The following is a 16,161-nucleotide window of genomic DNA, read 5'->3' as shown; positions in this document are numbered from 1 at the left end:
CCTATGTTTGATGTAGAATCTCTGCTTCTTAACTCTCCATTTCTTATTTCGTGCTGAGTGCTAGACATATATACAGTAGGATTTGTGTGAGCTTTTGATTCAAGGTAGTTTGCATAGGCTTTGTCTATATTGTATTTGTCTATTAAAACGTTGTAGTTGTTGTGTATAAAAATAGAAACTGCTTGGGCAGGCGTTAGCTCTAACGGCTTTTCCTGTGAAAAAGAAGGTTTTGATGCTAAAAGCCCATATACCAAAAAACCAAAAACAATACCTTTTATTTTTTTTAGCTTCATAACATTCTATTTTGCCATAAGAATGTTAATTTTTTATGAAATAAAGATATTTTTATATTGATATAAATCAAGTCTTTTGAAGCTTTTATTTATTACATTTATACAATGGCTTGCGAAAGTGTTTTGTATGAATTTAAAACAAACGCTATTACCTACTTTTATAAAGATCTGGAAAACATACTCAGGTTGGATATGTTTGTATGGTTTCCTATGGATTACGGATTTCTTGGTATATACGAGTCCAAAGGCATCGATGCTGAGCTAATAGTAAGAAAAGATGGTATTATAGATATAAATTTCAAAGATGGTGACCAAACTTGCTGTTATCAAGGTATGTGTAAAAATATATCTGAGCTTTTAGAATTTTTACAAGAGATGTCAAGTTATTGGGGATTCGGTGGTCTATTTTAAAGATTTTCCAATATTTCTTCTTTCGTGGTAGAAGCAGCACCTATTTTTGATACAACTATACCAGCAGCGGTGTTGGCAAGCTCGCAGGCTTCGTTAGTTTTAGCACCAGCTAACAAAGCTGCAGTCAAAACCGCTAAAAACGTATCACCAGCACCTGTTACATCGTAAACCTCTTTTGCCTTTGCGCTGTAAGTATGAATAGCATCGTCTTCAAAAAAAGCAACACCCTTTGGCCCAAGCGTTATAGCTAGATATTTAAGATTTAATTCAGCTTTGAGGCTTTTGCCAAGAGTAAATATATCCTCTTCGTTTAACATAGCCTTGGCTTCTTTTTCGTTTGGAGTTATCACAGATAGATTACGGTAAAAATTTTTGTGATGGGGCTTTGGGTCTGCTGAAACGAAAGTATAATATTTTGTCAAAGCCTGACAAAGGTTTTCCGTGATTGTACCTTTTGCATAATCTGATACAATAATACCGTCCACATCCTTTGGAAGCCTATCCAATATAATTTTAAAATCTAAAAACGGAGTCTTATCTTCCCAATCTATCCTTATAAGTTGCTGATGAGATGCTATTATGCGTGTCTTTTGAGTAGTGGGTTTGTCTGAGATAATATTTAAATTCTCTATGTTTAGTTCTTTTAATCTTTTAGACATTATAATATTTGCATTGTCATTGCCTACTATACCACACAAAGAAGTCTGCACATCCAAAGAGGCTAAGTTGCTGGCAACGTTTGCAGCTCCACCAAGTCTATACTCTTCTGATAGTACTTCTACCACCGGTACTGGAGCTTCTGGAGATATTCTTTCAACGTTGCCAAAAAGATAATGATCGAGCATCACATCGCCCACTACGACAATTTTTAGGCTTTTAAAAGCGTCTAAAATCTCTTTAGCTCTTTTTTTATCAAGGCTCATCTTTTTCTATAAACTCCTCATGAAGAGCTCTAACAGCAAGCTCTGTATACTTTTCGTCTATAAGGCAAGATATTTTTATCTCTGAAGTAGAAATAGCTTTTATATTTATGTTGTTTGAGGCAAGTACTTCAAACATACGTCCAGCTATGCCGTAAGCGCTTTTCATACCTATACCTACCACAGATATCTTGGCTACATCGTCATCTCTTAACACATCTCTGGCGTTTAGTTGTTTAGCCAATTTTTTTGTAATTTCTTCTGCTTTGTGAGCGTCGTTTTTGTTTACAGTAAAAGACATATCGGTGTACCCATCCACAGAGACGTTTTGGACAATCATATCTACCACTATGTGAGACTCTCCTAAGCTCTTAAAAATCTCAGCAGCTATACCAGGTTTATCTGGTATGTGGGTTATAGTAATTCTAGACTCGTTGACATCGGCGGTTATAGCTCTTACGGCTTTTTTCTCCATAATTTCTTCCTCCGGTACTATCCAAGTGCCTTCAGCCTCTTCAAAAGAAGATCTAACATGTATACGAGATCCAAATTTTGCTGCAAACTCAACACTCTTTATCTGCATAACCTTAGCACCCAAAGACGCCATCTCAAGCATTTCTTCATAGGATATGTAATCTATCTTTTTAGCATGCTTTACAATACGAGGATCTGTGGTATAAACCCCATTCACGTCTGTGTATATCTCACAATCTGCTCTTAGATATCCAGCTAAAGCCACCGCAGTAGTGTCAGATCCACCTCTTCCTAAGGTGGTTATATCTCCATGCTCGTCTATACCTTGAAAACCGGCCACTACCGGTATTATATTTTTTTCTAAAAGCTCAAAAATCTTTTTTGTGTTTATATTTTTAATGTTGGCTTTAAAATGCACATCGTCTGTTTCTATAGGTATTTGCCAACCGCACAAACTCATAGCATCATACCCTTTTTTTATAAGCATAAGAGCAAAAAGGGCTATGGCTTGCTGCTCACCAGTAGATATAAGTTGGTCTAACTCTCTATAGCTTGGATGCTCTTCTATGGCTTTTGCTAATTTTATAAGCCTCTCTGTCTCACCAGACATGGCTGAAGACACTACCACAGGCTTGTAGCCTTTTTTTATAGCATTTATAACTTTGTTGGCGGCATTTTCTATGCGCTCTATAGATCCAACGGATGTACCACCAAACTTTTGTACCAGTATCATAAGATTACCTGCTTCATAGAGATAATTTGTGGTATTCTTTTAAGCTTTTCTAACACCTCATCGCTTACTTTAGAATCTAGGTTGAGTACTCCTAATGCCAATCCGCCTTTTTTCTCTCTACCTAATCTAAAACCAGCTATATTAACATTGGCTTGACCTAAGATAGACCCTATAGTGCCTATTACCCCGGGCGCGTCTTTATTTTCAAACACAAGCATAACACCTTCTGGCTCTACATCCACATAGAATCTATCTATTTGCAAGATACGAGGTATTTGATTTTCTATTAGACTACCACCTACAACCTTCTCTTGCACATCTCCGTAAGCGGTTATTTTTATATAATGTTTAAAATCTTGAGATTCTTCGCTTGCTATTTCCTCTACCTCTATGCCGTAATCTTTTGCAAGATATGTAGCATTTATGATATTTACTGGGTAATCCGTTATACTCTTTAAAACACCTTTTAGTACGGCTGCTACTACAGGTTTTGAGTTTTGGGCCAAGTCTCCTATAACCTCTACTTTTATCTTCTTTATACCGTCGGTGCTTAGCTGAGCTACAAAACTTCCCATATTTTCAGCCAAATCTAAGTGCGGTTTTATAAGAGTTATAACGGATATATCTGGGAAAGGTGCGTTTACCACGTAATCTACAGGTTGTCCTTTTAAAGCTTTTGTTACTTGCTGGGCTATTATGATACCTACGTTTTCTTGGGATTCATAGGTATTTGCCCCTATGTGAGCGCTCAACGATACGTTTTTACATTCTTTAAAAGCATCGACAAGTTCTTTTGGCGGTGGTTCTTTGCTAAAAACGTCTATACCAGCTCCGTATAGTTTTCCGCTTTTAAGAGCTTCTATCAAATCCCACTCTACTATGATGCCACCCCTTGCGCAGTTTATCACTATAGCACCGTCTTTCATCTTTGCAATGCGCTCTTTGTTTATCATTCCTTTTGTTTCATGGGTTAGCGGGGTGTGTATGGTTACAACATCAGATATTGCAAGCATTTCATCCAAATCGTCGTATAGCTTTACTCCCAACCTATCACCTTTTTCTCTTGGTATATAAGGATCATAGGCAACCACTTTCATTCCAAAAGCTTTTGCTCTTATTGCCACTTGAGAGCCTATGTTTCCTAAACCTATTATTCCTAATGTTTTTCCAAAAAGCTCAATACCCATAAAACTATGTCTTTCCCATCTATAGTCCATTATTGTATTGTGGGTTTTGTGTATAGTTCTTATGACATTTATCATGTGTCCTATGGTGAGTTCGGTAGCACCTATAGTGTTTGCCCCTGGTGTATTACACACCAAAATACCTTTTTTAGAAGCGGTTTCTATATCTACGTTGTCTACACCTACCCCTGCCCTTCCTATTACTTTTAAATTTTTTGCCCTTTCTAAAAGCTCGGTAGTAATTGGTGTTCTACTTCTTGTTACTATTGCATCATAATTTCCAACTATTTCTAAGAGCTCTTCAAACTTGATTTCAGGATAATAATCCACCTCAAATTCTTTCTTAAGAATCTCTACGCCTTTTGGAGATATTGGGTCGGTGATTAAAACTTTCATAAAAACCTCCGCAACATTAGTTAGAATATATATTATAGCACATAAATAAGATAAGCCTTTACTAAAAGCCAAAACTATCTATTAAGGTAAATCAAGAAGGGATTGCACTGCTTCTTCCAGTCTTCCTATGATTTCATCGTAAGAAAACTCGTAATCTACGATAGGCCATCCATATCTTAAAATTATTTTTTTTGGTTTTGGGAATAAATCACCTATTTTCATAGCCTCGTAAGACCCTTTTATAGCTGTTGGTACAATAGGCACCTTGAGTTCTTTGCTCAATATAGCCACACCTTTTTTAAAGGGAAGTAGTTTACCATTTCTAGTCCTAGCTCCCTCTGGAAATATAACTAAATTTTTCTTGCTTTTTAAAACAGCTGCAGATTTTACAAGCGTTTCTTTAACGCTTGATTGAGTGTCCACTGTTATAACATGAAAATATTTGGCAACGATAGCCCCAAACTTGCCTTCAAAGTATTCTTTTGCTCCTACAAAATATGTATCTTTTATTAACTCTTTTGGCAACGAAGCTGCTATTAAAAACCCATCTAAATAACTGGCATGATTTGGTGCTATGATAAATGGATTTTCTTTTGGTAGATTTGGTAAGCCTTCCACTTGGAACCTAAAGTAAATCCTAAAAATTTGTTTTAACAAATAAGAACCGTATACTAAAACCTCGTCTTTGTATTCTAAAGTTTCAGCGGGAGCGGTTTCGCTTAGTATATCGTGCCAGTTTACTTCTTTTGTTTGTTTGGCTTCTTTGTCTGATACTAAGTTCATTAATTGCTCTACAGATAAATATTTAGAAAGCTCCTTTTCGGGTATTTGTATACCAAACGTTCTATCCAAAAAGCTTAAAAGCTCCACCTTATCCAAAGAATCCAAGCCAAGGTCTATTTCTATGTGATCTTTAGGAGATATATCACTTTTGTATTTCCTTAAATAATCAAGCAATATTCCCTCTTGTTCTGTCAAGATACCAATTGGCTTGTTTTCTTTTTTATGAGTTTGCACTTGAGTTTGCACTTGTTCTTTTAGTTGTGCGTTATCTTGAGCTTTTAACAAAAATCTCTTTATTTTTCCAAGCCTTGTTTTTGGAAGCTCTTCCTCTCTTATGGTAAAATCTGTGATGTTTTTGTAAGAAGGCAATTCTCTATTTACTTTGTCAATCACTTCCCATGTGATGTATTCTCTTAGATTTAATATACCTTTTTCTTTTACTAAGTCGAAATCTGGTACTATTATGGCATGTAGATGTCCATTCTGTTCTATAACAGCTACTTCTTTTACTATATCGCTTTTAGAAAGAATGAGGTTTTCAATTTCTTCTGGAATTACTTTTTTGCCGTTTTCAAGTACTATAAGTTCTTTCTTTCTACCTACTATATAAAGATAGCCGTCTTCGTCTAGATAACCTATATCACCAGTATAAAACCAGCCGTCTTTTATAGCTTCACTTGTAAGGTCTGGTCTTTGCCAATAACCTTTCATAACATTTTTCCCTTTTACCAACACCTCGCCATCCTCCGCTATTCTCACCTCAACACCGGGTATTGGCTTTCCAACAGAACCTATTTTTATACTACCTGGTACATTAAAGCTTACTATAGGAGATGTTTCAGTAAGACCATACCCTTCCAATACATCAAAACCAAGCATATAAAGGTTGTGGGCCACATTTGGATCTAACTTTGCACCACCGCTTATAAAATATCTGAGGCTGCCTCCAAAGCTTTTGTGGACTTTTTTAAAAATAATTTTACCAAGCTTGGGACTACCAACAAAATCCACAAGGGAAAAAAGCTTTTTTGCTACAGGGATGTTGTTTATCTCTCCAAATATCTTGTCGTGTAATATTTTGTAAAGCTTTGGTACTCCAATGAGAGCAGTTACTTTGTTGGCAGTTATTAAATTTATCAAAGAACTAGAAGAAAGACTTTCGCTAAATATAATTGTAGCTCCAAGATAAATTGGCACCAATAAAGATACCATAAGAGGGTAAGCATGGTGAAACGGAAGAAGGGCTATTGTAACATCTTTTGAAGAAGCTATGTTTTCTTTGGCTATAGCCTCTACGTTAGATTGAAGGTTTCCAAATGTAAGCATAACGCCTTTAGGTTGTCCAGTAGTACCAGAGGTATAAAGCAAAAGAGCTATATCTTCAGAAATGTTTGTGATGGGTTCTTTAGGATCTTGGAAAGGTATAAAATCTTCTATGTCTATAACCTCTACCTTATACCTATGTCTTTTTACAGCTTTTGCAAAAGTATCTTTTAGCTCTTTGGATACGAAAGCATAAGTTGGTCTTGCATCTTGAATAATAAACGCTACTTCTTCTTCAGAAGCCATATGGTCTATGGGTACTGCTATACCCCCTCTTCTCCATATACCAAAAAGGGCATAAGCCCATTCTGGCTTATTTTCTGAGAATATGACAACCCTATCTCCTGGCATTATATCTATAGCTGCACTGTAAAATTCGGCTTTTTCAATTAGTTCTTTGTAAGATATGCTTTTGCCTTTGTATATAAAAGCTGTTTTATTGTAAAATCTCAAAAACATTTAACAATTCCCTATTACAAAACCATGCCAATCGTTTTTTGTAGTTTGTTTCAAGATTTTAAGGTTTAGATTATTAAGCATATCTTTAATAAGTTTATCCTCATCTTTGTATATGCCTGATATTATAAGATATTTTTTAAATAGCTTTACGATGTTTGGAAGCTCTTTTTCAAAAATATGCATTTCTAAATTTGCCAATACAACATCGTAAGCTCCAATAAAATAATCGTAGAAACACTCGTCTTTTATGTATTCTTTCTTTGTCTTTTTATCCAAAGAACTTCTTTTTAGAATATCTAAAGGTGTTGATACCTCAAAATAAACGTCTTTTATGTTGTTGTTTTTTGCATTTTCTATAGCTTCTTTTATAGCTATGGGGTCTAAATCTATTCCTTTTACATAAGAGTTTGTAAGATGCTTGCTAGCAATTGTAAGTATACCACTACCACATCCTACATCCAACACGCTATCGTATTTGTTTATAAAGTCTTTCATCAAAGTTAGCATAATCTGTGTACTCTCGTGAAGCCCTGTTCCAAAGGCCATGCCTTTTTTAATTCTTATTGGTATAGCGTAAGATGGTATTATCACAAAAATATCTTCTTTTATAGGCTCTATCTCACCGAATTCAAACTCACTATAGCTTATCTTCTTGATTTCTAAAGGCTCTAAGTTTTCTATCTTTTTGTCGGTAGATATTTTCCATATATTTTCTTTTTTTTCTAAAATCTCAAAACCAAAAGGCTCCTCTATAAGTAAATCTTCTAAAACATCCTTATCTATTTCGTATATAAAAATTTGATATTCCATATAAACATTATAAATAAAAATTGAGAAATATGGATATAAGGCTTTTGATTAAAAAGTATGTTCAAACTTTAAACTTGTAGAAGCATCACAGCTCTTTTGAAATTCTAAACTTGAGGAATATACCCCTTAGCGTGGTGTAAAAGATTGGAAGGACAAGAAGCGAAAGAAACATACCTATAAAAAGACCCCCCATAACGGATATTGCCATGTTTTGTATTACTTCTGTGCCTCTTCCGATAGCCAGAGCTATTGGCAAAAACCCAAGCACGTCGGCAACCATTGTCATGAGTATAGGTCTAAAGCGTTTTTTACAAGCGTTTAGCATAGCTTCTTTATGTGATATGTTTTCTTCTAACTCTTTGTTATAATAATCAAATATTAGAATACCGTTGTTCACAACCACGCTAAGCACCAAAAGCATACCCATAAACGACGTAACGTCTAAGGGTTTATTGGTTATCATTAGAGCCAAAAAAACTCCCACTACAGACAACGATAGCACAAAAATAACTGATAAAGCTTGCAAAAAGGATCCAAATTGAAATATTAAAAGCGCCAAAACTATCAACACAGAGAAAGATATCACTATAAACATTTCTTTAAAAGATTGTTGCTGTTCTTTGTAAAAACCTTCTATAGTGTAGTAATATCCTTGCGGCATAACAATCTTATCCAACACCTTCTTTAAAACCCTTATTCCAAGAGCTAAATCTTCATGGTGCATCTTCACCCTAACAACAGATACATTTTGCAGATTTCTTCTTGTAATACCTGGCACATTTTCTTCAAATCTTATATTTGCTACCAAAGAAAGCGGTATATACACATGTTTTTTTGGAGAGTATATGTTTATATCTTCAATGGTTTCTTCGTTTGGATTGAAAGGTTCGTAAGCCCTTATAAATATTCGCTCTTGACCCTTTAGATAATTTGTAAGAGTAATACCCCAAAGATGGAGCTTTAACGTATTTACCACATCGTCGTAAGTTATACCGTAGTTGGAGTAAGCATCTTTTTTCAAGGAAATATAATAATAAGGTCCGTAAAATAACGTTTTTAAATTTACCTCTTTGAAAATAGGTTCTTTAGCTACCTTATCTCTTATTTCTTGACCAAGCTTGACAAGGGTTTCTGGATCTGAGCCATGTATTACCACCGAAAAAGGAGCATGTTGCCCTGTAATATCGCCAAGCCTGTCTCTTAATACCTGAGCCATATCAAACTCTTTTAAAACATGTACTTTCGCATCTACTCTCTCTCTTATTTCTCTCATCACGGCAAAAATAGATTTTGTCCTGTGATCTTTTAAGGTAATAAGCATATCTCCCTTGTTGGTAGGGTTTCTTGGTTGTCCTAAAGATGCACCTATTCGTACCGAATAATGTTTTACCTCTGGTATCGATGCTACTATCTTTTCTATGTGTTTTACTATCTGATATGTGTTTTGGGAAGATGCACCAGATGGTCCTGTGAAGTCAAGCACAAACATGCCCTCATCCCATTCTGGCAAAAAGCCGGTTTTCATGCTTTTATAAAGACCTAACGACGTTAAAAGCAATAAAACCACTATTAAAATGCTTAAATTTTTTCTTTTGTAAAAGCCAGAAAAAATTTTTTGATAAACGTTTGTGAGTTTTAAAAGCCAGTTTGGTTCTGGTTTTACGACTTTTGGTATAGCCATGTAAGCTATGGAAGGGGTTATTGTCATGGAAACAAACTGAGATATTAAGAGTGCCAAAATAACAGCTAAAGCTAATTCTTTAAAAAATGTACCAATAATGCCTGATAAGAAAAAAAGAGGAGCAAATACGCTTACAGATGTTAGCGTTGCAAGTGTCATTGGCTTTAGGATTTCAGAAGATGCATCTATAACAGATTCAAGCTTTGGTCGTGGTTTATTTATATTTTTTTCTATGTTTTCCATTACCACAATAGCGTGGTCTACGAGCGCTCCGATAGACGCTGCTAAACCACCAAGACTCATGAGATTTAAGCTTCCATGTAGTATATACATAAAAAGCAGTGCACATAAAATGCTTACTGGTATAACTATAGCCGTTAGAAGGGAAAGTCTGACGTTGTTTAGAAAAAGAGCTATTACCACAAGCGTGATTAATGACCCTATTACAATGGCATCTATAACGCTTCTTATAGAAGAGCTTATAAAATCTGTGACGTCAAACCATTTTACAATATGAGCATGAGGTGGTAGTTTCAAGGTTTTAAGGGTTTTATCTACTTCATTTACAATTTTTATGGCGTTGGCGTCGTTGGTCCTATGTATGTTAAATATAACTGTGGAAGGATACCCGTCTACGTTAACGTAAGAAAGCATAGGATAATGACCTTTTACCACATAGGCAATGTCACCAAGAGTTATAGTTTGGTTGTTGTAGTATATTGGAATGTTCAATATATCTTGTTCGTCTTGTGGAGTTTGAACGCCAAACACTAAGATAGAAAAGTTTTTCTGATTGTATTCGCCTATGAAGTGGTTTTGTGTGTAACTTTTTATATCGTTTAAGATTACACTTATAGGTATATTTAATTTCTGTATAACGGAAGGATTTAGGACCACGTCCATAGTGCTATAAGTACCACCTACCATATCCACTTCATAAACACCTGGTATAGACAAAAGGGCTGGTTTTATCGTATATCTTACTATGTTGCTAAGCTTGTTTATGGGCAGTTCTCTAGATACTAGAGCATAACCTGCTATAGAATAGGCACTCGGCCCCATAAGTCTTACATCAAAACTCGCCTTTACCCCCATATCCATTTGAAGTTCTGATATTTTTGACATAATCATTTGATAAGCTCTATACGGATTTGTGTGTGGACTAAAGTATACATTCAACATAACAAGACCTGGCCCGGTTCTTGACCTTACGTCTGTTACTCCTTCTACAGATTTTATTCCTTGTTCCATCGGTATTGTAATATCTGATAGGGTTTTTTGGATGGGCTCATAATTGGCGTTTACGGTAATAACGACTCTTGGATATACGACATTTGGAAATATATCTTCCGGTAGTTTAAAAGATAGCATGTAGCCAAGTACCGACAATACACCAAAGATTATAAAAAATGCATATCTATTTTTTATAGCAAAGCTTACAAAAGCTCTCATTTAACTTTTTCACCATCTTTTAGAAGTTTGGCGCCTTTACAAACTACGCTATCGCCAATGACTCCAGACACCACATAGTATTGTCCCATATTACCTAATATTTTCACAGGTATATTTTTTACTTTATCACCTTGCTCTACAAAAACACTTGGTCTATTGTTGTAAAGGACCAAAGCTTTTGAAGGTATCCTTTGTCCTTGTATTGTTTTTACAATAAAAGCTTTTAAACTGTTTCCCGGATTTTCATAAGAAGATATAGGTAATATTACGGCTAACCTTGATTTATCGTCCTGAAAAGCGTTTATAGGATATAGTTTATTCTCAAACAAAATTTTATCTGTATTTGAGATTTTCATATTAAAAGGTATGAAAAACTCTCCATAAAGCTTCTTGGCGCTTATAAACGCTATAGGGGAACCGGGATTTACATTGCTACCGCTTGGAAGCACGTTAGAAACAATTCCGTCAAAAGGTGCTTTTACAATACCATAAGAAGCTTCATCTTCCAAAGATTTTTTCAAATATATGTTTCTGTTAAGATCTCCTTGAGCCAAAGCCAAATCCGTTTTTATTTGAGAATACTCTTGATATGACATAGAACCGAGTTTATATAGTTTTTTTGCTCTCTCGTAGCGAGACATGTAATATTTTAGTTTTTTCTTAGAAGCCTCTATATCTTGGGCTATTGCCATCGCTTTATCTTGAAAAACTTTTGTATCCAAGGTCGCTATAACTTGCCCTTTTTTTACAAAATCTCCATTTTTGACGTAAACTGATTTTAATATACCGCCGATTGGTGAGCTTATATAAGTGGCAGCTTGGTTTTGTACCTCTCCGTATATTGGTGTTTTTACTTGGTAAGCTCCGTATACTACCTTGCATAAAGCTATGTTTGGTGATTTTATCCCCTTGCTTATTTGTTTAGTTTTTGGCTTTTCACAAGAAAAAAGAAAACCCGTTAGACACAATACTATTGCAAAATGGTAAAGTTTCATAGGAATATACTATCAAAAGTTCATGATATATTAGTGAAAAACTAAGAAAACTGTTCTATTAGCTTTTTTGCACCCTTTTTTGTGTCTTCGTTTACAATACCCATAAGTCTTGAAAGTTCTTCTATCCTTTCTTCTTTGGTTAGGCTTTTTATGTGTATATCGTTTGATTGTCTTTTTACCAATATGTGGTTAGAAGAAGCGGCGGCTACTGCCGGAGTGTGGCTTATGCAAATTATTTGAGCGTTTTTTGATATGTCTTTTAAAAGTTTGGCTATTGATATAGAAGCTTCTCCGCTAGTCCCAGCGTCTATTTCGTCATATACGTAAGTCTCATAATCTCCAAGCACCGAAGATATAGCTAAAACTATCCTCGATGTTTCTCCCCAAGAGGCCACTTCAGCCAATTCCTTCATATGTTCTTTTGAATAAGAAGAAAACAAAAACGTTATATCGTCTATACCGTTTCTTGATAACTCCTTTGGCTTTATATCTATGTCAAAATAAGCTTCTTTTAAGTTTAAAAGCTTTAAAACGTTGTTTACTAGAGCGCTTATCTCTTTAGCCTTTGCTTTTCTTAAACTAGATAGCTCATTGGCTTTTTCTAACGTGTCTTTTTTAAGATACTCTATTTCTCTAAACATGTGCTCTATGTTTTCTTTTAAGGCTTTTAGAGATGATATATTTTCTTTGTAAGATTTCTTAACCTCAAACATCCTTTCAAAAGGCATCTTGTATTTTCTTTCTAAGGACTGTACGTTAAATATGATTTCGTTTAGCTTATCTATCAACTCCATGTCAACGTATGCTTTGTAGGACGCTATAAAAGATACTGTTTCTAAAAGCTGGTCTTTCAAAGCATTTAATTTATCTACAGCCTTTTGTAAGTCTTCTTTATAAGAAAGCGCTTGATTTATTTGGGATATGGAGTAGTTTATTTTAGAGATTGCACTATGGTCGCTGTATTCTAAGGCGTTCAACACATTTTGAATATAGGTATTTATTTTTTCTGCGTGCTGCAGCTCTTCTGCTTTTGACTTTATATCGTTGTAAGTATCCTTTTCTAAGTTTAGCGCTTCTAACGACTCTATAAGTTCTTTGTTTTTTTCTATCTCTTTTTCTAAAGATTCTTTTTGGAAAAGCAAATCTTTTAAGAGCTCCTCTTTTTGTTTTAAGGCATCAAAATATTCCACAAACTCTTTCTTTTTCCTTTGAATATCTTTATCCTTGTCCAATATCTCCAACTGATGATGCTTTTTAAAAATCTTTGATTGAGAAGACTGAGCTTGGAACATAACGCTTTGTCCAAATGTCTCTAAGACTGTTCTTTGATTTGATGTCATTCCGTTTATGTAAAACTTAGATTTTCCTGCCTTTGTTTCTCTTCTTACTATATCCTCGTTTATTTCTATTTCTACAGAGGCATTGTCAGAGGATGATGCTAAAAGCCCAAGACAAAACTTAATAGCATCCATTAGCATTGATTTACCAGCTCCAGACTCCCCTGTAATAACGTTTAGACCTTCTTTAAACTCTACGTATTGAGATTTTAAAAGAAGATAAGACTCTATTTTGATGCTCTTAATCATAGGTTTTTAGACTTTTGATAAGCTTTTATGAAAGTTTCCATCAATATACCTTTAAGTCCAGATTTTTCTATGTTGTATATACCCTCTATCGTAGTACCTGCCGGTGAGCTAACCTTTAAAACAAGATCTTCTTCGTTGTAAGCTTTTAAAAGCTCTAAAGTCCCTTCTATGGTAGCTATAGCTAAGTCGTAGGACATGTCTTTGTTTAAACCCATATAGACACCAGAAAGCCTCATAGCTTCTACGATACTCGCAACAAAAGCTGGACCAGACCCACCAATGGCTGTAAAGGCATCAAAGTGTTTCTCTTCAAGCTCATAAACTTTTCCAAGATGTGCCAGTATGCTTTTTATAGTATCTTTCTTAGGATCTTCGCTGTAAAAAGCTATTACACCCTTTTTATAAACTACGGCTAAATTTGGCATAATTCTTGTAATATAAGCATCTTTCGCATACTCTTTCAATTTCGAAACGCTTGTCCCAGCAAGCATACTTACCAAAGATTTCCCGTTAAAATTTAATCCCTTCAAAGATGTTAAGTCTTGAGGTTTTATAGATAAAATAATCAAATCTACACTATCTAACAAAAACTCAACAGAACTTGCAAAACCTAACCCATCTTTTACAGAGATCTCCTTTTTTGAAATGTCTTTATCAAAGACTATAACATCGTAACTGTCTTTTAGACCAAGAGCAAACGCTCTACCCATGTTGCCGTAGCCTATTATACCTATCCTCATAAGCCGTAATAACTCGCCAACGCTGCTGATATAGCTAAAGCTAATACATCTTTTGGCTTTTCACCTTCTATTTTATAATCGTATTGACTCAACCTGTTATCAAGGAAACTTGTATCAAAATCACCTCGTATAAAATCATCATCTCTTATTATTTCTCTATGAAGCTGTAAATTTGTTGGTATGCCTCTTATAATAAATTCGTCTAAGGCTCTTTTAGCTCTTGCCACAGCTCTTTCCCAATCAAGAGCCCACACGCAGAGCTTGCTAACCAAAGAATCGTAATAAGGCGGTATTATGTAATCTTTGTAAATAGCAGAATCCATTCTTACCCCTATACCACCAGGTGAGTGGTAGGCGGTAATACGCCCTGGAGATGGCGCAAAGTTTCTAGTAGGGTCTTCAGCGTTTATTCTAAACTGTATAGCGCAGCCCCTAAAGGAGATGTCATTTTGCACAAAACTAAGTGGTTCTCCATTGGCAATTCTTATCATCTGCTCTACAATATCTATGCCTGTTATCATCTCTGTTATAGTGTGTTCTACCTGAAGCCTTGTATTCATCTCTATAAAATAAAATTCGTTGGTGGTTTGATCTAGTATAAACTCTATAGTACCAGCGCTTTCATATCCGTATTTCATCATAGCCCTTACCGACATACCGAGCATCTTGTTTCTTACGTTCCTATCAAGCCTTGGAGACGGCGTTATCTCGATTATTTTTTGATGGCGTCTTTGTATAGAGCAATCTCTCTCGCCAAGATGCACGACGTTTCCATACTTGTCTGCTAAAATCTGTACTTCTATGTGTTTTGGCCTTTGGATATATTTTTCTATAAATATGTCTCCTTTTCCAAAAAAAGCCAAAGATTCCTTTTGGGCCGACTCAAAGCTTTGTTTTAGATCTTCTTTTTTATAAACAACCCTCATCCCTCTACCACCACCACCGTATGCAGCTTTTAGTATAATAGGATATCCTATACTCTCGGCTATATCGTAAGCATCCTCTAATTTTGTAATAGGCTCATCGCTTCCGGGAACTACCGGTATGCCTAAACTTCTCATAACTTTTTTTGCTTTTACCTTATCCCCAAAAGTTTCTATTTGTTCTGGTGTAGGACCTATAAATATAAGGCCAGCATCGATGCAAGCTTGAGCAAATTCATGATTTTCAGATAAAAATCCATAGCCAGGATGTATAGCATCCGCACCAGCTTGTTTTGCTATGTTTATTATTTTATTGTAATCAAGGTAAGCTTTTATGGGGTCCATGGGAATAAGATACGCTTCATCAGCCTTTTTTATATGTAAAGAATTTATATCAGCTTCAGAATATATAGCCACCGTTTTAATGTCAAGCTCTTTGCAGGCTCTTATGATACGTACAGCCACTTCTCCTCTGTTTGCTATCAATACTTTTTTAATCATACTTTAATTATATAAAATTTTTAAGGTATATTTATAAGAAATTGGATTTTGTTTTCCATAACGCTTGATGGCATAGGCGGAGCTTGTAAATTCTTTTCACAAGTGACTGATCCTTTTTGCGTTTCTAAAAGCTTTAAACTTCCGTCTTTGTAAAGATCAAACATCAATACTCCCTCTCCTTTGCAGTTTTGATGTATATAATGAAACACATTTTCTAGATAGCTAAGAAAGTCAAAATAAGAACCTAGTGTGCTTATATTTTTAGGCTTCATTTGTGGAACGCTTTTGGGTTTTTCCTTTAATGGTTTGATATTTGAAGCAGTGTTGGATGATTTCGTTGTTTTTGATTTATTTGTTTGGTTTTTCTCTTGGTTTTCGCATTTTTCAGGAGAGTTTTCTTTATAAGATCTCTTGATACTTCCCTTAGAAGATATCTTCGTAGAATGCGTTTTTTGTTTTGATGTTAATGTAGCTTCTTGGAGCGTTGGTATTGCAAG

General features: G+C 35.2%; 12 protein-coding genes and 1 pseudogene. 1 reads left to right on the top strand and 12 read right to left on the bottom strand.

The window, feature by feature from the left end:
* A partial coding sequence (locus tag ACP5S8_RS05795; RefSeq protein WP_461876068.1) for a TolC family protein occupies positions 1–293 on the bottom strand: 293 nt, incomplete at its 3' end.
* A gap of 105 nt (positions 294–398) precedes the next feature.
* On the opposite strand from ACP5S8_RS05795, the gene ACP5S8_RS05790 reads away from it, so the two are divergent.
* A complete protein-coding gene (locus tag ACP5S8_RS05790; protein WP_461869798.1) occupies positions 399–704 on the top strand; it encodes a hypothetical protein in 306 nt (101 codons plus the stop codon).
* Here ACP5S8_RS05790 and ACP5S8_RS05785 read toward each other — a convergent pair.
* From ACP5S8_RS05785 to ACP5S8_RS05735, 11 genes and pseudogenes are all read right to left on the bottom strand, one after another.
* The gene (locus tag ACP5S8_RS05785; RefSeq protein WP_461876066.1) at positions 701–1,627 is read right to left on the bottom strand and encodes a bifunctional heptose 7-phosphate kinase/heptose 1-phosphate adenyltransferase; all 927 of its coding nucleotides are present in this window, start codon (positions 1,625–1,627) and stop codon (positions 701–703) included. The genes ACP5S8_RS05790 and ACP5S8_RS05785 overlap by 4 nt on opposite strands.
* Positions 1,617–2,831, bottom strand: coding sequence for an aspartate kinase (locus tag ACP5S8_RS05780; protein ID WP_461876065.1), 1,215 nt, complete (start codon positions 2,829–2,831; stop codon positions 1,617–1,619). The genes ACP5S8_RS05785 and ACP5S8_RS05780 overlap by 11 nt, the downstream gene beginning before the upstream one ends.
* Positions 2,828–4,411, bottom strand: coding sequence for a phosphoglycerate dehydrogenase (serA, locus tag ACP5S8_RS05775; protein ID WP_461869801.1), 1,584 nt, complete (start codon positions 4,409–4,411; stop codon positions 2,828–2,830). Before serA ends, ACP5S8_RS05780 begins: the two co-directional genes overlap by 4 nt.
* An 81-nt stretch (positions 4,412–4,492) precedes the next feature.
* Positions 4,493–6,976: an AMP-binding protein gene (locus ACP5S8_RS05770; protein WP_461876064.1), complete on the bottom strand. Its 2,484-nt coding sequence runs from the start codon at positions 6,974–6,976 to the stop codon at positions 4,493–4,495.
* The gene (locus ACP5S8_RS05765) at positions 6,977–7,786 is read right to left on the bottom strand and encodes a 50S ribosomal protein L11 methyltransferase (protein ID WP_461876063.1); all 810 of its coding nucleotides are present in this window, start codon (positions 7,784–7,786) and stop codon (positions 6,977–6,979) included. It abuts the gene before it with no gap.
* Positions 7,787–7,871: 85 nt separating this feature from the next.
* Positions 7,872–10,919 (bottom strand): efflux RND transporter permease subunit, encoded by a 3,048-nt coding sequence (locus ACP5S8_RS05760; RefSeq protein ID WP_461876062.1) that lies wholly within the window; start codon positions 10,917–10,919, stop codon positions 7,872–7,874.
* A complete protein-coding gene (locus ACP5S8_RS05755; protein WP_461869805.1) occupies positions 10,916–11,914 on the bottom strand; it encodes an efflux RND transporter periplasmic adaptor subunit in 999 nt (332 codons plus the stop codon). The genes ACP5S8_RS05760 and ACP5S8_RS05755 overlap by 4 nt, the downstream gene beginning before the upstream one ends.
* Positions 11,915–11,955: 41 nt before the next feature.
* Positions 11,956–13,500: an AAA family ATPase gene (locus tag ACP5S8_RS05750; protein ID WP_461876061.1), complete on the bottom strand. Its 1,545-nt coding sequence runs from the start codon at positions 13,498–13,500 to the stop codon at positions 11,956–11,958.
* A complete protein-coding gene (gene proC, locus ACP5S8_RS05745; protein ID WP_461869807.1) occupies positions 13,497–14,240 on the bottom strand; it encodes a pyrroline-5-carboxylate reductase in 744 nt (247 codons plus the stop codon). The genes ACP5S8_RS05750 and proC overlap by 4 nt, the downstream gene beginning before the upstream one ends.
* Positions 14,237–15,664 carry an acetyl-CoA carboxylase biotin carboxylase subunit gene (accC, locus tag ACP5S8_RS05740; RefSeq protein ID WP_461869808.1) on the bottom strand — a complete coding sequence of 476 codons (1,428 nt, stop codon included), beginning with the start codon at positions 15,662–15,664 and terminating at the stop codon, positions 14,237–14,239. The genes proC and accC overlap by 4 nt, the downstream gene beginning before the upstream one ends.
* 20 nt (positions 15,665–15,684) lie before the next feature.
* Positions 15,685–16,161 (bottom strand): annotated as a pseudogene (locus ACP5S8_RS05735) (hypothetical protein); the annotation flags it as partial.

The organism is Hydrogenobaculum sp., assembly GCF_049967395.1.
In the GTDB taxonomy this organism is placed as follows: domain Bacteria; phylum Aquificota; class Aquificia; order Aquificales; family Aquificaceae; genus Hydrogenobaculum.
This window is presented reverse-complemented; position numbering and strand designations above follow the sequence as displayed.